A 17,154-nucleotide genomic window follows, 5' to 3' on the forward strand; every position below is an offset into this window, starting at 1 on the left:
TTCTTCTCCCCGTCGCGTCCGACACGCACCGTCGTATTCTCCCCCACCCGTCGACCGGGCTATCGTCGTCGCCGTGCGTCTCTACGCCGCTTACGGCTCAAACCTGGACCCCGCTCGCATGCGCGCCTACTGCCCGCATTCGCCGATGGTGGGCACCGGCTGGCTGGAGGGGTGGCGACTCACCTTCGCCGGCGAGGACGTCATCGGCTGGGAGGGCTCGGTCAGCACCGTGGTCGAGGCACCGGGTGACCGGGTCTTCGTGGCGCTCTACGACATCCACCCGTACGACGCCGCCCAGCTCGACGAGATCGAGGGCGTGACCGCCGGCACCTACCGCAAGCTGACCGTCCGCGTCTCGACGCTCGACGGGGACGTGACCGCGTGGGTCTACGTCTTCGACGGCTACGAGGGCGGCCTGCCGACGTCGTGGTACCTGTCGGAGATCGCGAACGCGGCGGAGAAGGCGGGCGCGCCGGACGACTACGTCACCGAGCTGCGGTCCCGCCCCACCGGCACGGCGTCCGCGTAGCGCGTCTCCCACCCCGACAGTGTGCGCCGGGCGGCCACCCGCCCGCTCGGCGACCCCGTCGCGGGGGTCCCGGGTCACACCTGCGGGGCGGGCACGCTCCGCTCGTACACGTCGACCCAGCGCTCCTCCACCAGCCCGACCGAGTGGTAGAGGGTGACCGGCGCGGTCGGGTTGGCCAGGTCCACGCCCAGCCCGGCACGGGCGCGGCCCTTCGCCGCGTAGACCGCGAAGGCCCGGCGCAGCAGCGCCGCGCCCACCCCGCGCCGGCGGTGGGCCGGCAGCACGGACAGCGTCCGCACCCAGCCCGCGTCCTGCTCCACCGCCTGGTCGGAGGACTGGAGGGCACCGGCCGGCTCGCCGTCGACCTCGGCCACGAACCACTCGTCCCAGACCTTGCCGGAGGAGGGGAGCAGGTCCCGCCAGCGGTCGAAGTCGAGCGGCTCGTGGTCGAGCGTGTCCCGGAAGGCGGTGTCGTGGATCAGGTGGAACAACCGCAGGTCGGCCTCGTCGTCGGGACGCAGCGGCCGGACCGTCACCCCGGCCGGCGGGGCCGGCTCGGCGGGCAGGTCGGCCAGTGACCGGCTCATCCGGAGGTAGCGCTTGATCCGGGTGAACCCGGCCGCCACCAGCTCCCCCGCCCAGCGGGTCTCCGGCGCGTACACCCCCGCGCGGGCGGTCAGCGCGGGCACCTCCCGCTCGGCGGCCCGTTCGGCGACCCGGTCGAGCATCCGGGCCAGCAACGGCGCGCGCAGCTCGGCGCCCCGGTCGGGGTCGACGAGCACGTCCACCCACTCCCGGCCGACGCCCGTCGGGTTGTTCAGGAACGACCACGCCACCGCCGTCCCGTCCGGGTCGGTGACCAGCCAGGAGTCCCGGGACGGGTCGACGAACGGCGCGGTGAGCGCGTCCCGCACGTCCTCGGCGTCGAAGTCGGGATGGCCCACCGCGAACGTGTCGGCGGCGTGCACCACCGCCAGGATCGCGGGGACGTCGTCGAGGGTGGGGCGGCGGGCCGTCCAACCGGCGGGGAGCGTCACGCGGCCGATCCTGGCAGCCGGACCGCGCCCGCGCCTCCCAATTATCCGTGCCGGGCGTGCAGGCGCGCGGCGGTCAGCAGGTCGACGAGTTCCCCGCCGCCGGCCGCGCCGAGCGCGTGGAACGCCGGCGACACCAGCCGGTCGGTCACCGCCTCGGCCCAGATCCGCCGCCGCACCAGCGGACCGACGGGCGGATACGGCGGGGCCCAGCCGCAGGCCGCGGCACCCGCCTCGCCCTCCGGCCCGGCCAGCACCGCCTCCATCGGGGTCAGCCCGGAGGCCCGCACGGCCAGCAGGTAGGCCCCGGCGAAGTGCTCACGCAGCAGCAGCAGGCCGACCGCGGCGCGGGCGCCGGCGGACGGGTCGCGCATCGGCATGGCCCGCCAGGCGGCGAAGAGCGGCATGGCGCTGCCGTCCGCCGCGTCCACGGCCCGGCCGAGCAGCCCGGCCAGCCGGGACACGCCCGGCGCGTCGCCCAGCCGGGAAGTGCCCCAGCGGCAGCACTCGGCCAGGTTGGCGGCCGCCACCTCCAGCGGCGGCACCCCACGCGCCGCGGCGTCCCAGCCGTCCGCGACCGCGTCCGGGGCGATGAAGCCGAGCGCCGACGCCACCGTCTCGGCACGGACGTCGCCGAGCGCACCGGCCCGCCCGGTGATGTAGAAGGCCCACCCGGAGATGCCGAGCAGGCGGGCCCGGCGCAGCGTCGAGGGGCAGCGGGAGAACGCCTCCCCCAGCTCCAGCACCAGCGGCTTGCAGGCGGCGGCGACCTGCTCCGGAGTCATCGGCGACCCACCGCCGTCCGTCCACCCTGGCCGTTCATCGCGCTCAGTCTGCCCGTTCGGCACCGGCCTCGGCATCCCCCTCTTCGGCGTCGAGCGCCTCCAACACGGCCTCCACCTCGCCGGCCCGTCGCCGGGCGGCGGTGACCACCCGTTCCGCGGCCCGCCGGGCCAGCCGGGCCCGGCTCAGCTCCTGCTCGGCCACCGCCCGGCGGCGCTCCAGCTCGGCCAGCTCGGTCTCGATCCGGTCCAGCGTGGCCGCGCCGTCCCGCTCGGCCCGCTCGGCCCCGGACCGGTCCGTCTCGGCCCGGCCCAACTCCGCGCGCGCCTTCTCCAGTTCGCGGGTGGCCGTCCGCCGCCGCTTCGCCCGTTCGGCCCGCGCCGCCCGCTCGTCGCGGGCCCGGCGCGCCTCGGCCCGCTCGGCCGCCCGATCCGGTACGCGGGACCTCGCCGCCCCGGTCTCCTCCGCCTCGTCGCCGCCGGTGAGCAGCCGCAACTGGGGGCGGGGCACCTCGCCGAACCCGGCGTAGTGGCTGGCCCGCAGCAGCCGTCCGGCGCGTACCTGCTCGGCCACGTCGGTGTCGGAGAGCGCGGCGTTGAGCGTGGCCTCCACCTCGCCCAGCGGCAGCTTCCCGACCGGTGGGGCGGCGGGCTCGGCGGCGGCCAGCCGGCGTACCTCGGCGACGAGCGCTCCCACCACGGCACGGCGCTGGGCGGAGAGCTCTCGGAGCTTGCCGCCGCGCAGGTCGCGTTGCGCGGCACGGAGCGACGCGGCGAGCTGGGTCAGGTCGGCGACCAGTTCGGGTCGCCGGATCGCGAGCAGGTTGACCAGCCAGGCCGCGACGGTGGGTCGCCGCAGCCGGCCGATCTCCCGGGCGACACGCGGGTCGCCGGCCTCGCGCGCCTGCGCGGCGGCGGCGTCCCGGGCCGCGACGAACCTCTCCGGTGGCGTGGCGTAGAGCCGCCGGACCACCTCGGCGGGTACGTCAGGCATCGATCCGGGTGCCCGGCTCCAGACGGCGGTAGTCGGTGTTCGACATCGCGGTGTACTGCCGGTCGAGCACCCCGAATCCGTTGGCGTTGAGCAGCCCGTCGTGCAGCGCGTACGCCCGCCGGGGGGCGACCGCGCGGATGAAGTCGAGCACCTCGGAGAACTTCGACCAGGGCGCGTGGATCGGGGCGAACAGCGTGTCGACCCGGACGTCGTCGGGGACGAACAGCGCGTCGCCCGGGTGGTAGACGGTGTCGTCGAGGAGGTAACCCAGGTTCGGGATCACCGGCAGGTCCGGGTGGATGACGGCGTGCTGGCCGCCGTACGCCCGGACCGGCACCCCGGCCGCGGTGAACGACTCCCCCGGCGTGACCGCGACGAGCGCCTCGGCGGCGTCGCCGAGCACGCCGGCGAGCGACGCCGGGCCGTGCACCGGCACCGGCCGCCGCTGGAGCGCGGCGGTCAACGCGGCGACGTCCACGTGGTCCGGATGCTCGTGGGTGATCAGCACCGCGTCCGCCCCGTCCAGCGCCTCGGCCGCGGCGCTGAAGACACCGGGGTCGACGACGAGGACTCCCCCGTCGTGCTCCACCCGGAGACAGGAGTGGGCGTACTTGGTGAGCTGCATCGTGACTCCTCGATTATCGAATCGTGACGTCCTGAGCGCAGTCTGCCGGAACCGGCGCGACAACGCGTCGCGTCCGAGGTATCGGTCCCGGCTCGCGGGGCCGTCGACGATCGGAGCGGGGAGATGGGCGGACGACGACTCCGGGGCGTGGCCCTGGCAGCGGTGGGTCTCGCCGCGGTGCTGGCCGTGGGGGCCTGCAGCGCGGGCGGGGACAGCGGCGGGGACAGCGGCGGCGGGGACGCGGCGGCGCCGGCCGCCGAGGGTGGTGCCGGGCGGGACCAGGCGGCGCCCGGCGGGACCGGCGGCGCCGACCTGCGGGTGGACCAGCGGTCCATCGTCTACACCGGGACGATGCAGGTCCGGGTGGACGACGTGGACACCGCGGCGCGGGAGGCGACCACGGCGGTCACCGCGGCCGGCGGTTTCGTCGGCGGGGACCGGCGGTCGAGCCAGTCGTCCGACGCCCGGGCGGTGCTGACGCTGCGGGTGCCGGCGGAGAAGTTCGCCGGCGTGATCGACCAGTTGGCCGGCTACGGCCGGCAGGAACGCCGGGAGATCCGCACCGAGGACGTCACCGAGCAGGTGGTCGACCTGGACGCCCGGATCGCCACCCAGCGGGCCCGGGTGGAGAGCGCCCGCAAGCTGCTCGCCCAGGCCAACTCCGTGGACCAGTTGGTCACGCTGGAGAACGAGGTGGGCACCCGGCAGGCGGACCTGGCCGCGTTGGAGGCGCGCAAGCGCCGGCTGGCCGATCTCACCGCGCTCTCCACCATCACCGTGACGTTCCTGGGCCGGGACGCCAGCACCGCCGAGGAGGGCGCCGACCTCGGCTTCCTCAGCGGCCTCGGTGGCGGCTGGGCGGTCTTCCGCACCTCGGTGCGCGTGCTGCTCACCGTGCTCGGCGCGCTGCTGCCGTTCGCGGTGGTGTTCGGCGTACCGCTGTGGCTGCTGCTGCGGTGGCGACGCCGCCGGCCCCGGCGGACCCCACCGCCGGCCGCACCGACGCCGCCGGGACCGCCGTTCGGGCCGCCCGGCGGTCCGGTCAGCGCGCCGCCACCAGTGCCCGCAGCGCGGTCTGGACCATGAGGCGCACGCCCGCCTCGATGGCGCGCTCGTCCACGTCGAAGGAGGCCCGGTGCAGGTCCACGTTGGGACCGTTCCGGCCGACGCCGAGGCGGGCGAGCGCGCCGGGGACGTGCTCCAGATACCAGGAGAAGTCCTCGCCGCCCATGCTCTGCGGCGTCTCGGCGATGCCCTCCGGCCCGAGCGCCGACGCGGTGGCCGCGGTGAACACGCCGATCGCTCCGGCGTCGTTCGTCACCGGCGGGCGGCCCCGCAGGTATTCCAGGTCCACGGTGGCGCCGGTGGGGGCCAGTACGTCGCGCACCACCTGCGCCACGATCTTGGGCGCCTGGTCCCAGGTGTCCCGGTCCATGACCCGGAGCGTGCCGGCCGCGGACGCCTCGGAGGGGATGACGTTGTAGCGGGTGCCGGCCGACGCGTGACCGAACACCAGCAGCAGTCCACTGTTGGCCGGCACCCGGCGGCTGATCAGCGTCGGCACCTCGGTGACCAGCCGGCCGAGCGCGTCGACCAGGTCGACGGTCAGGTGCGGGCGGGCGGTGTGCCCGCCCGGCCCGGTGAGCCGGACGGTGACGTTGTCCGCGGCGGCGGTGATCGGGCCGACCCGCAGGCCGACCTTGCCCACCGGCAGGTTCGGGTCGCAGTGCAGCGCGAAGATCTGCACCACGTCGTCCAGGCCGCCGGCCTCGATGACCTCGAGCGAGCCGCAGGGCAGGATCTCCTCGGCCGGCTGGAAGATCAGCCGGACCCGGCCGTCCAGTTCCCCGAGGTCGGCGAGTTGGGCGAGCAGCATGCCGACGCCGAGCATCACGGCGGTGTGCACGTCGTGGCCGCAGGCGTGGCAGACGCCGTTCACGGTCGAGCGGTAGGGGACGTCCTTCGAGTCGCTCAGCGGCAGCGCGTCGATGTCGGCGCGGAGGGCGACCACCGGCCCGTCCGGGCGGCCGTCGATGTCGCAGATGACGCCGTTGCCCTTAGGCAGGAGGCGCGGCTTCAGCCCGGCGAGGGACAGCTCGCGGTGCACCAGGGCCGCCGTCTCGAACTCCTCGCCCGACAACTCCGGGTGGGAATGGATGTGACGACGGGTCGCGATGAGGCCGGGTACCCGCAGCGCGAGCAGATGGTCGAGCTCGAAGGGCAGGGGCTGGGAACCGGTCGGCGACTCGGGCCGGGACGACGCCAGCGGGCCGCCAGAAGACAGCGTCAACGCACTCGTCACGTCGAATTCTCGATCACTAGAGAGGGATGGATCATCGGGTAGGACAGCAGACAGCCTAGACCCTTGACGGTGACGCTGCGCAACATCCTTCGTGTAGCGGTCGGACCGCGCAGCGTCACGAACGCCCTGGTGGGAGTGCTCGAATATCTGCGGGACAGCAGGTAGATCGTGGTCGGACGCCGTCATCTGCACCCCACCTCCTACAACGCGTAACCGTTTCATCGGTCACCAAATAGCGAGTCGTCGTTCCGAATTGTCGCATTAGTCGCGGCAATTAACTGCCGCTCCGACAATTGGCCGACAACATTCGGCTGCCGGGCGACTCCTGACGGTGACATGACCGCGCCGTGCGCGACCGCACAGACTGTCCGTCCCGTTCACCCGATCGGGTTACCCCTATTCCGACATCGCACACCCGGACGGGACGCGGCCCGTGTCGGCGCACCCCGGGGTGCGCCGACACGGGCCGCCGTCGGGACGCGTCAGAAGCGGTCGCTCGGCCGGTGCACCCCCCACACCGCGCGCAGCGTCCCGCACACCTCGCCCACCGTGGCGCGGGCCCGCAGCGCCTCCCTCATCGGGAAGAGCACGTTGGCGTCGCCCTCGGCCGCGGCCCGCAACTCCGCGAGCGCCCGCTCGACCGCGCCGGCGTCCCGGTCGGCGCGCAGCTTGGCCAGCCGCTCCGCCTGCGCCGCCTCGATCGTCGGGTCCACCCGCAGCGGCTCGTAGGGCTCCTCCTCGTCGATCCGGAACCGGTTGAGCCCGACCACCACCCGCTCACCCGAGTCGATCTCCTGGGCGATCCGGTACGCGGACTGCTCGATCTCCCGCTTCTGGAAGCCGGCCTCGATCGCGTCCACCGCCGAGCCGTGGTCGGCGACCCGCTCCATCAGCGCGGTGATCGCGGCCTCCAACTCGTCGGTCATCGCCTCCACCACGTACGACCCGGCGAACGGGTCGACCGTGGCGGTGAGATCCGTCTCGTACGCCAGCACCTGCTGGGTGCGCAGCGCCAGCCGGGCCGCCTTCTCGGTGGGCAGCGCGATCGCCTCGTCGAAGCTGTTGGTGTGCAGCGACTGGGTGCCGCCGAGCACCGCGCCGAGACCCTGCACCGCCACCCGGACCAGGTTGACCTCGGGCTGCTGCGCGGTGAGCTGCACCCCCGCGGTCTGGGTGTGGAACCGCAGCATCATCGACTTCGGGTTCTTCGCGCCGAACTGCTCGCGCATCACCCGGGCCCAGATGCGGCGGGCCGCCCGGAACTTGGCGACCTCCTCCAGCAGCGTGGTGCGGGCCACGAAGAAGAACGACAGCCGGGGCGCGAAGTCGTCCACGGCCAGCCCGGCCGCGAGCGCCGCCCGGACGTACTCCACGCCGTTGGCCAGCGTGAACGCGATCTCCTGCGCGGGTGAGGCGCCGGCCTCGGCCATGTGGTAGCCGGAGATCGAGATGGTGTTCCACTTCGGCACCTCGGCCCGGCAGTAGGCGAAGGTGTCGGCGACCAGCCGCAGCGAGGGCTTCGGCGGGAAGATGTACGTCCCCCGGGCGATGTACTCCTTGAGGATGTCGTTCTGGATGGTGCCGTTGAGCGCCGCCCCGGGCACCCCGTTCTCCTCCGCCACCAGTTGGTAGAGCAACAGCAGCACGGAGCCCGGCGCGTTGATGGTCATCGAGGTGGAGACCTTGTCCAACGGGATGTCGGCGAAGAGCGTGCGCATGTCCTCGATGGAGTCGATCGCGACGCCGACCTTGCCGACCTCGCCGTGCGCGATCGGGTCGTCCGAGTCGTACCCCATCTGGGTGGGCAGGTCGAACGCGACGGAGAGGCCCATGGTGCCGGCGCGCAGCAACTGGTGGTAGCGGGCGTTGCTCTCGGTGGCGGTGCCGAAGCCGGCGTACTGCCGCATGGTCCACGGACGGGACGTGTACATCGTCGGGTAGACCCCGCGGGTGTACGGGTAGTCGCCCGGCTCGCCCAACCGGGAATCCAGGTCCGCCGGAAGGTCGGCCGCCGTGTAGACGCCCTTGATCGGGAAACCCGACTCGCTTGACCGCGCATCGCTCATTACCGGATGGTAGGACGCGGTCGCCACCGGACGGGTGAGGGATACCGCACACCGGGAAGCGGGCGGCCCACCGGAGGTGAGTAGCTGCCCACATACCGTCGAGTAGGTAAACGCCCGTCGCGTCGGGTTTCGCATCGGGCGTCGGAACCAGCAAGATAGAGGGGTTGTGTCCCAGCCCCCTCGATATCCCCCGGTGGCTTTTCTGTGACTCAGATTCCGACGTGGAGCGGTGGACCGGCCAGTCCCCCCACTGGACGCGCGGCGCCCGGCACCACCATCGGTGGTCGCTACTCGTTGCGCTCCCCGGTGGGCAACGGTGGCATGGGCACGGTCTGGCGGGCCACCGACACATTGCTGCGCCGCGACGTGGCGGTCAAGGAGGTCGTGCTCCCGCCGGGGCTCGCCCCCAGCGACCGCGACGCGCTCTACGAACGCACGCTGCGTGAGGCCCGCGCCGCCGCCGCCATCCAGCACCCGGCCGTGGTGCAGGTCTACGACGTGGTCACCGAGGGTGGCCGCCCGTGGATCGTGATGGAGCTGCTGGACGCCCGCAGCCTGGCCGACATGGTGATCGAGGACGGGCCGGTCGCGCCCCGCGCGGTCGCCAAGATCGGCATCGCCCTGCTCGGCGCGCTGGAGGTGGCGCACGCGCTCAGCGTGCTGCACCGCGACGTCAAGCCGGCGAACGTGCTGATCTGCTCCGACGGTCGCTGCGTGCTCACCGACTTCGGCGTCGCCCGGATGCCCACCGACGTGCAGCTCACCACGCCCGGCATGGTGCTCGGCTCGCCGCACTTCATCTCCCCCGAGCGGGCCATGGGCCAGGAGTTCGGCCCGCCGAGCGACCTGTTCTCGCTCGGCGTCACGCTCTACACCGCGGTCGAGGGGCGGCCCCCGTTCGACAAGGGCGACCCGATCGAGACCATGCACGCCGTGGTCGAGGATCCGCCGGCCACGCCGCAGCGCAGCGGCCCGCTCACCGGCGTGCTGATGGGCCTGTTGGAGAAGGACCCGGCCCGCCGGCTGGACGTGCACCGGGCCCGGGCCATGCTGCGCGAGCTGCTCGCCGGCCCGCTGACCAGCACCGCCACCGCCGTCAACTCGGTCACCGACCCGTACGCCGTGGTGCCGGTGCCGCGCCCGACCACGCCGCCGCCGGCCGCCCCGGAGCCCAAGCCGGGTGGGCAGATCGGCGGCCGGGCGATGATCGGCCCGAGCGAGTCGCTGACCGACCGGCTCGCCGCCCTGCGGCGCGGCGAGCGCCCCGGCGCGACGCCCGCGGCCGGCGCCGCGGCGCTCGACGAGACCAGTGCCGACGCGCTGGCCGGGCCGCTGCACACCCCCACCGGCGCGATGTCCGGGCCGGACGCGCCCGGGGCCACCCAGCGCATCTCGTCGGACGCCACGGTCCGCTTCGGCCAGGGCGCCGGCTCCGACGCCACCCAGCGCGTGCCCACCGGCCCGCCGGCCACCTACGGCGGCGGCGCCGACCCCACCCGCCCGGTGTACGGCGGCGGCAACCAGTGGTCGGTGACCGGCACCGGCCAGCCGTGGACCACCCCGGCCACCGCGCCGGCCGCGAGCGGCGGGGCGTTCGGTGCCGCGAAGGGTCTCGTCGGGCGGATCAAGGCGTGGCCCCGCAAGGTCCAGCTCGCTGCCGCCGGCGGTCTGGCCGTGGTGCTGCTGGTGAGCGTGATCGCGCTGACCAGCGGCGGCGACGACGCTCCCCCGCCGATCGTGGGCACCCTGCCGTCCAGCTCGGCCGCCGCCCCGCCGGTGGAGATGCAGCAGCAGACCACCAAGGGCATGACGGTCCAGATCCCGAAGGGCTGGGACCGCAAGACCGGTGGCGTCTTCGTCGACTACGTCGACCCACAGGACTCCGGCCGCAAGGTGCGCCTGCTCGCGGAGGACTGGGGTGGCACGTCGATCAGCTGGGCCGAGTTCGCCTCACGCAACCTGCGCGACAAGAGCAAGTCCTGCGCCAAGCCCTACGAACAGCTCGCGATGAACGAGACGACCCTGGCCGGCAAGCCGGCGGCCGAGTTCGAATACACCTGCGGCGAGGGTGACGCCAAGCGGCACGGGGTGTGGCGCGGCGTGGTGCAGGGCGACAAGGTCTACTCGTTCTACCTCACCGCCAGCGAGGCGACCTTCGCCGAGAGCAAGCCGATCTTCGACGCGATGGTCGGTTCTTTCCAGCTCACGGCGGCCAACTGAGTCGAGGCCGACGGCCAGTGGTGATCCGCCGCCGTGCTTTCATGAGGCCATGGCGGCGGATACCACTGACCTTGACGACCTTCGCGTACGCGCCGAGCACTGGCTCGCCGACGACCCGGACCCGGCCGACCGCGCCGAGCTGCGCGCCGTCCTCGACGGGCTGCCCGGCACGGCCGCCGAGCTGGCCGACCGGTTCGCCGGCCCGCTGACCTTCGGCACCGCCGGGCTGCGCGGCCCGCTGCGCGCCGGGCCGAACGGGATGAACCTCGCGGTGGTCACCCAGGCCGCCGCCGGGCTGGTCGGCTGGCTCGCCGCCCAGGGCGGCGAAGGCCCGCTGGTGATCGGGTACGACGCCCGGCGCGGCTCGCGTGCCTTCGCCGAGCGCACCGCGCAGGTCGCCACCGGCGCGGGCCGGCCGGCGCTGCTGCTGCCCCGCCCGCTGCCCACGCCGGTGCTCGCGTTCGCGGTGCGACAGCTCGGCGCGGTCGCCGGGGTGATGGTCACCGCCAGCCACAACCCGCCGCAGGACAACGGCTACAAGGTCTATCTGGGCGCGCGGCTCGGCGGGGAGCTGGGCGCCGGGGCGCAGATCGTGCCGCCGGCCGACGCCGGCATCGAGGCGGCCATCCGGGCGGTCGGCGCGCTCGCCGAGGTGCCCCTCGGCCCGGCCGGCCAGGTGCTCGGTGACGACCTCGTCGCCGCGTACGTGGACCGGGCCGCGGCGGTGGTCGCCCCGGCCGGACCACGGGACCTGAAGGTGGCGTACACGCCGCTGCACGGGGTGGGGGCGGCGGTGCTGACCGCCGCGTTCGCCCGGGCCGGGTTCGGGGTGCCCGGCGTGGTGCCCGAGCAGGCCGAGCCGGACCCGGCCTTCCCCACCGTCAGCTTCCCCAACCCGGAGGAGCCGGGCGCGGTGGACCTGCTGGTCGCGCTCGCCGACCGGACCGGCGCGGACCTCGCCGTCGCCAACGACCCGGACGCGGACCGCTGCGCGGTGGCGGTCCGCGACGCCGGGTCGTGGCGGATGCTGCGCGGCGACGAGGTGGGCGCGCTGCTCGCCGACCACCTGATGCGGCGCGGGGTGACCGGCCTGTACGCCACCACCATCGTCTCGTCGACGCTGCTGCGCGCCATGTGCGCGGCCCGGGGCCTGCCCTACGACGAGACGCTCACCGGCTTCAAGTGGATCGTCCGGGCCGGCGGCGGTCGGGAGCCGCTGGTCTTCGGCTACGAGGAGGCGCTGGGCTACTGCGTCGCGCCGGAGCACGTCCGGGACAAGGACGGCATCACCGCCGCGCTGACCGTCGCCGAGCTGGCCGCCGGGCTCAAGGCCGAGGGCCGGACCCTCACCGACCGGCTGGACGAGCTGGCCGCCGAGTTCGGCGTACACCACACCGACCAGCTCTCGGTGCGGGTGGCGGACCTGCGGGTGATCACGGACTCGATGGCGCGGATCCGGGCGGCCACCCCGACCACGCTGCTGGGGCACCCGGTCACCGAGGCGTCCGACCTGCTCCCCGACGCGGACGTGGTGATCCTGCGCACCGACGCCGTCCGGGTGGTGATCCGGCCCTCCGGCACCGAGCCGAAGCTCAAGGCGTACCTGGAGGTGGTGGAGCCGGTCACGGGCGGCGACGTCGCCGCGGCCCGGCACCGGGCCCGCGCGGCGGTCACCGAGCTGCGCACCGAGATCGCCGCCGCCCTCGGCCTCTGAGGTGTAAGGAGGGGCCCCCTCTTAACACCCGGGGTGTGAGAGGGGGCCCCTTCTCTACCGGAGGCGTTAAAAGGGGGCCCCTCCTTACACCGGGCGCTTGCCGAGGGCCTGGTCGACGGCTTGGGCGAGGGCGGCGACGACCAGGCTCACCGAGGGGCGCACCACGCTGTCGTCCAGGCTCACCGTGCCGGAGAAGCCGGCACCCGTCGCGATCTCCTCCAGGCGCGTGCCGGCCTCGTCGGCGGCGGTGCCGGTGAGCCCGAGCGCCGGCTCCATCCGCAGCACCGCGACCAGCGTGGCCAGCGCGGCGGTGCGCTCGTCCGGGAGCTGACCGCTGGTCAGCGCCTCGGCCAGCCGTCGCCGGATGTCCGCCTCGACGGAGGTGTCGGCGACCGGGTAGCGGTGCACGTGGATGAAGCCCAGCTCGGTCTCGTCGACGTCCCGGACCACGCCCCGGCCGCAGAGGTCACCGAGGATCTTCTCGCGCAGCCCGTGCCGCAGCCGCTGCACCCAGGACGACGGCGTGTGCGGGGTGTCCGCGGCGATCTTGGCGAGCACCGCGTCCGCGATCGGCTCGCCGGTGGGCGCCGGGTCGACCACCGCCAGGTTCCCGTCCGCGTACGCGACGCGGCCGGCCAGCGCCAGCTCCACCAGCACCGCGGCGGCCATGCCCAGGTCGAGGCTGATCCGCGGCATCGCGGCCTTGCCGGTTTCGTCGTCATACGCGAGGAGCAGCAGCTCCTCGGCGAGCGCAACACCAGTCATGGCCCGGAACGCTAGCGCCTCCCCGCACCCCGCGCACGGACTCGCCGAGGGTGCTCCCCCGCACCGCCCGATTCACGGAAAGAGGGCCCGTCCGAGCGGATCGGGCCCTCTTTCCGTGAATCGCCGGTTCAGAAGCGCGGCATGCCGCCGAACTGGCGGTCGCCGGCGTCGCCGAGACCCGGCACGATGAACATCCGATCGTTGAGGCCCTCGTCGATGGACGCGGTGACCAGGCGCAGCGGCAGGCCGGACCGTTCCAGCCGCTCGATGCCGACCGGCGCGGCCAGCACGCAGAGCACGGTGATGTCGGTGCAGCCCCGGTCGGCGAGCAGCCGGCAGCAGTGCTCCAGCGAGCCGCCGGTGGCCAGCATCGGGTCGAGCACCAGCACCGGCCGACCACTGAGGTCCCGGGGCAGCGACTCCATGTACGCCCGGGGCTCGTACGTCTCCTCGTCGCGGGCCAGGCCGACGAAGCCCATCGACGACTCGGGCACCAGGGCGAGCGCGGCGTCGGCCATCCCGAGCCCGGCCCGCAGCACCGGCACCAGCAGCGGCGGGTTGGCCAGCCGGGTGCCCTCGGTGGCGGTGACCGGGGTCTGGATCGAGTAGTTCTCGACGGGGAAGGAGCGCGCGGCCTCGTACACCAGCATGGTGGTGAGTTCGCGCAGCGCGGCCCGGAACGACGCGGAGTCGGTCCGGGCGTCCCGCATGGCGGTCAGCCGCGTCTGGGCGAGCGGATGGTCAATGACGGTTACGTCCACGATCGCTCAACCTACCGGTCGCCGGGCCGGCGTACGCCGGGTGCGGCCCGACCAGCGACGCCGCTCACGTATGCGGCGCCCCGGCGGCTGCGCCGTGACCAAGATCACTCGACTCGCGGGTGCGTACTATTCGGGGCATGACGGCGACAGCGACGTCGGCCCGGTCGGACCTCTCCGAGCTGGGACGATCCGAGACCGCTCTGCGGACCTTCCTGCACGGCCTACCGGGCGTGGACCAGGTCGGCGCGGAGCAGCGGGCGGCCCAACTCGGCACCCGCTCCATCAAGACCACGGCCAAGGCCGAGGCGATCGACCTGGCGATCCGGATGGTCGACCTGACCACCCTGGAGGGGGCCGACACCCCGGGCAAGGTGCGGGCGCTGGCCGCCAAGGCGCTGCGGCCCGACCCGGCGGACCCGAGCTGCCCGCACGTCGGCGCGGTCTGCGTCTACCCGGCGATGGTCCCGTACGTGGCCGAGGTGCTGCGCGGCAGCGACGTGCACCTGGCCAGCGTGGCGACCTCGTTCCCGTCCGGACAGGCCCCGTTGGAGATCAAGCTCGCCGACGTCCGGGCAGCCGTCGAGGCCGGCGCGGACGAGATCGACATGGTGATCAACCGGGGCGCGTTCCTGGCCGGTCGCTACCAGGAGGTCCACGACGAGATCGTGGCCACCAAGGAGGCGTGCGGGGACGCGCACCTGAAGGTGATCCTGGAGACCGGCGAGCTGGCCACCTACGACAACGTGCGGCGCGCCTCCTGGCTCGCCATGCTGGCCGGCGGCGACTTCATCAAGACCTCCACCGGCAAGGTCCCGGTCGCGGCCACGCTCCCGGTGACGCTGGTGATGCTGGAGGCGGTCCGCGACTTCCGCGCCGCCACCGGGCGGCAGGTCGGCGTGAAGCCGGCCGGCGGCATCAAGAACACCAAGGACGCGCTCAAGTACCTGGTCATGGTCAACGAGACGGTCGGCGCCGACTGGCTCGACCCGGACTGGTTCCGGTTCGGCGCGTCCAGCCTGCTCAACGACCTGCTCATGCAGCGCACCAAGCTGACGACCGGCGTCTACGCCGGCCCCGACTACTTCACCCTGGACTGAACGCGATGTTCGAATACGCACCCGCCCCCGAGTCGCGCTCGGTGGTCGACATCAAGCCCTCGTACGGGCTCTTCGTCGACGGGACGTTCGTCGACCCGTCCGACGGCGGCAGCTTCAAGTCGGTCAACCCGGCCTCCGAGGAGGTCCTGGCCGAGATCGCCGAGGCCGGTCGCGAGGACGTGGACCGTGCGGTCCGCGCCGCGCGCAAGGCGTACGAGAAGGTCTGGGGTCCGATGCCGGGCCGGGACCGGGCGAAGTACCTGTTCCGGATCGCCCGGATCATCCAGGAGCGCTCCCGCGAGCTGGCCGTGCTGGAGTCGCTGGACAACGGCAAGCCGATCCGCGAGTCCCGCGACGTCGACCTGCCGCTCGTCGCCGCGCACTTCTTCTACTACGCGGGCTGGGCGGACAAGCTGGAACACGCCGGTTTCGGCGCGAACCCGCGCCCGCTGGGCGTGGCCGCGCAGGTCATCCCGTGGAACTTCCCGCTGCTCATGCTCGCCTGGAAGATCGCCCCAGCGCTCGCGGCGGGCAACACGGTGGTGCTGAAGCCGGCCGAGACCACCCCGCTGACCGCGCTGCTCTTCGCCGAGATCTGCCAGCAGGCCGACCTGCCGGCCGGCGTGGTCAACATCGTCACCGGCGCCGGTGACACCGGCCGGGCGCTGGTCGAGCACCCGGGCGTGGACAAGGTCGCGTTCACCGGCTCCACCGAGGTCGGCCGGGCCATCGCGCGGGCCGTGGCCGGCACCCGCAAGAAGCTGACCCTGGAGCTGGGCGGCAAGGCCGCCAACATCGTCTTCGACGACGCGCCCGTCGACCAGGCGGTCGAGGGCATCGTCAACGGCATCTTCTTCAACCAGGGGCACGTCTGCTGCGCCGGTTCCCGCCTGCTGGTGCAGGAGTCGGTCGCCGACGAGGTGCTGGAGTCGCTGAAGCGCCGGATGGCCCGCCTGCGGGTCGGTGACCCGCTGGACAAGAACACCGACGTCGGCGCGATCAACTCGGCCGAGCAGTTGGCGCGCATCAGCGAGCTGTCCGAGGTGGGCGCCGCCGAGGGCGCGCAGCGCTGGTCGCCGCCGTGCGAGCTGCCCGACCGCGGCTTCTGGTTCGCGCCGACCATCTTCACCGGGGTCACCCAGGCGCACCGGATCGCCCGCGAGGAGATCTTCGGCCCGGTGCTGTCCGTGCTGACCTTCCGCACCCCGGCGGAGGCGGTGGAGAAGGCCAACAACACGCCGTACGGGCTGTCGGCCGGGATCTGGACCGACAAGGGTTCCCGGATCCTCTGGACGGCCGACCGGCTGCGCGCCGGCGTGGTCTGGGCCAACACGTTCAACAAGTTCGACCCGACGTCGCCGTTCGGCGGCTACAAGGAGTCGGGCTACGGTCGCGAGGGCGGCCGGCACGGGCTGGAGGGGTACCTCAATGTCTGAGCGGGTCGCGGTACGTAAGACGTACAAGCTCTTCATCGGCGGGAAGTTCCCGCGCAGCGAGTCGGGACGGTCGTATCTCGTGCAGGACTCCAACGTGTCGCTGGCCTCCCGCAAGGACGCGCGGGACGCGGTCGTCGCGGCCCGGGCCGCGGTGAAGGGCTGGGCCGGGGCGACCGCCTACAACCGGGGCCAGATCCTCTACCGGGTGGCCGAGATGCTGGAGGGCCGACGCGAGCAGTTCGTGGCGCTGGGCGTACCGGCCGACGAGGTGGACGCGGCGATCGACCGCTGGGTCTGGTACGCCGGCTGGGCCGACAAGCTGCCGCAGGTCTACGGCGGCGCGAACCCGGTGGCCGGCCCGTACTTCAACCTGTCGGCCCCGGAGCCGACCGGCGTGGTGGCCGTGGTGGCGCCCGAGGCGCCGGCGCTGCTCGGCCTGGTCAGCGTGATCGCCCCGGCGATCGTCAGCGGCAACACCGTGGTGGTGGCCGCCTCCCCGGCGACGCCGCTGGCGGCGGTGACGCTGGCCGAGGTGCTGGCCACCTCCGACCTGCCGGGCGGCGTGGTCAACATCCTCACCGGGAAGATCACCGAGACCGCGCCGACGCTTGCCGCGCACATGGACGTCAACGCCGTCGACCTGACCGGCGTGACCGACGCCGAGCTGGCGGTGGAGCTGGAGGTCAAGGCCGCGGAGAACCTCAAGCGGGTGCTCCGCCCGGCCCCGGCCGACCACGACTGGCACGCCGATCCGGGCCTGGCCCGGATGACCACGCTCCTGGAGACCAAGACGGTCTGGCACCCCAAGGGCGTCTGAGACAGGTCTACT

The 17,154-nt window shown here is 73.6% G+C and carries 15 protein-coding genes; 7 read left to right on the forward strand and 8 right to left on the reverse strand.

What is annotated here, in order from left to right:
- The first annotated feature begins 73 nt into the window (after positions 1-73).
- Positions 74-529: a gamma-glutamylcyclotransferase gene (locus O7618_RS20845; RefSeq protein ID WP_278107801.1), complete on the forward strand. Its 456-nt coding sequence runs from the start codon at positions 74-76 to the stop codon at positions 527-529.
- Positions 530-603: 74 nt separating this feature from the next.
- Here O7618_RS20845 and O7618_RS20850 read toward each other — a convergent pair whose 3' ends face one another.
- The 4 genes from O7618_RS20850 to O7618_RS20865 are packed head-to-tail and all read right to left on the reverse strand — an operon-like array spanning position 604 to position 3,964.
- Positions 604-1,566: a GNAT family N-acetyltransferase gene (locus O7618_RS20850; RefSeq protein WP_278107802.1), complete on the reverse strand. Its 963-nt coding sequence runs from the start codon at positions 1,564-1,566 to the stop codon at positions 604-606.
- Positions 1,567-1,607: 41 nt separating this feature from the next.
- Positions 1,608-2,348, reverse strand: coding sequence for a hypothetical protein (locus O7618_RS20855; protein ID WP_278107803.1), 741 nt, complete (start codon positions 2,346-2,348; stop codon positions 1,608-1,610).
- 43 nt (positions 2,349-2,391) lie between these two features.
- Positions 2,392-3,339: a hypothetical protein gene (locus O7618_RS20860; RefSeq protein WP_278107804.1), complete on the reverse strand. Its 948-nt coding sequence runs from the start codon at positions 3,337-3,339 to the stop codon at positions 2,392-2,394.
- A complete protein-coding gene (locus O7618_RS20865; RefSeq protein ID WP_278107805.1) occupies positions 3,332-3,964 on the reverse strand; it encodes an MBL fold metallo-hydrolase in 633 nt (210 codons plus the stop codon). Before O7618_RS20865 ends, O7618_RS20860 begins: the two co-directional genes overlap by 8 nt.
- Before the next feature lie 123 nt (positions 3,965-4,087).
- On the opposite strand from O7618_RS20865, the gene O7618_RS20870 reads away from it, so the two are divergent.
- The gene (locus O7618_RS20870; RefSeq protein WP_278107806.1) at positions 4,088-5,050 is read left to right on the forward strand and encodes a DUF4349 domain-containing protein; all 963 of its coding nucleotides are present in this window, start codon (positions 4,088-4,090) and stop codon (positions 5,048-5,050) included.
- On the opposite strand, the gene O7618_RS20875 is transcribed toward O7618_RS20870, so the two are convergent.
- Complete coding sequence (locus O7618_RS20875; protein ID WP_278107807.1) at positions 5,007-6,266, reverse strand: amidohydrolase; 1,260 nt, start codon at positions 6,264-6,266, stop codon at positions 5,007-5,009. The two genes, O7618_RS20870 and O7618_RS20875, sit on opposite strands and share 44 nt — an antisense overlap.
- 482 nt (positions 6,267-6,748) lie before the next feature.
- Positions 6,749-8,332: a methylmalonyl-CoA mutase family protein gene (locus tag O7618_RS20880; RefSeq protein ID WP_278107808.1), complete on the reverse strand. Its 1,584-nt coding sequence runs from the start codon at positions 8,330-8,332 to the stop codon at positions 6,749-6,751.
- A gap of 204 nt (positions 8,333-8,536) precedes the next feature.
- On the opposite strand from O7618_RS20880, the gene O7618_RS20885 reads away from it, so the two are divergent.
- Together O7618_RS20885 and O7618_RS20890 are read left to right on the forward strand one after the other, a co-directional pair.
- The gene (locus O7618_RS20885; RefSeq protein ID WP_278107809.1) at positions 8,537-10,552 is read left to right on the forward strand and encodes a serine/threonine-protein kinase; all 2,016 of its coding nucleotides are present in this window, start codon (positions 8,537-8,539) and stop codon (positions 10,550-10,552) included.
- A gap of 49 nt (positions 10,553-10,601) precedes the next feature.
- Positions 10,602-12,266, forward strand: a complete 1,665-nt coding sequence (locus O7618_RS20890) for a phospho-sugar mutase (RefSeq protein ID WP_278107810.1) — start codon at positions 10,602-10,604, stop codon at positions 12,264-12,266.
- Positions 12,267-12,350: 84 nt separating this feature from the next.
- Here O7618_RS20890 and O7618_RS20895 read toward each other — a convergent pair whose 3' ends face one another.
- Positions 12,351-13,031, reverse strand: a complete 681-nt coding sequence (locus O7618_RS20895; protein WP_278107811.1) for a GPP34 family phosphoprotein — start codon at positions 13,029-13,031, stop codon at positions 12,351-12,353.
- A gap of 128 nt (positions 13,032-13,159) precedes the next feature.
- Positions 13,160-13,792: a uracil phosphoribosyltransferase gene (gene upp, locus O7618_RS20900; protein ID WP_181571631.1), complete on the reverse strand. Its 633-nt coding sequence runs from the start codon at positions 13,790-13,792 to the stop codon at positions 13,160-13,162.
- A gap of 137 nt (positions 13,793-13,929) precedes the next feature.
- Between upp and deoC the strand changes: the two genes are divergently transcribed.
- From deoC to O7618_RS20915, 3 genes are read left to right on the forward strand one after another with little or no spacing between them, the layout of a single operon-like run.
- Positions 13,930-14,889: a deoxyribose-phosphate aldolase gene (gene deoC, locus O7618_RS20905; RefSeq protein ID WP_278107812.1), complete on the forward strand. Its 960-nt coding sequence runs from the start codon at positions 13,930-13,932 to the stop codon at positions 14,887-14,889.
- Between the two features lie 5 nt (positions 14,890-14,894).
- Entirely contained in the window at positions 14,895-16,325 is a 1,431-nt protein-coding gene (locus O7618_RS20910; protein WP_278107814.1) for an aldehyde dehydrogenase family protein, read from the forward strand.
- Entirely contained in the window at positions 16,318-17,142 is an 825-nt protein-coding gene (locus O7618_RS20915) for an aldehyde dehydrogenase family protein (RefSeq protein ID WP_278107816.1), read from the forward strand. Before O7618_RS20910 ends, O7618_RS20915 begins: the two co-directional genes overlap by 8 nt.
- Positions 17,143-17,154: the final 12 nt, after the last annotated feature.

The sequence above is a fragment of the Micromonospora sp. WMMD980 genome (assembly GCF_029626035.1).
Taxonomy (GTDB): domain Bacteria; phylum Actinomycetota; class Actinomycetes; order Mycobacteriales; family Micromonosporaceae; genus Micromonospora.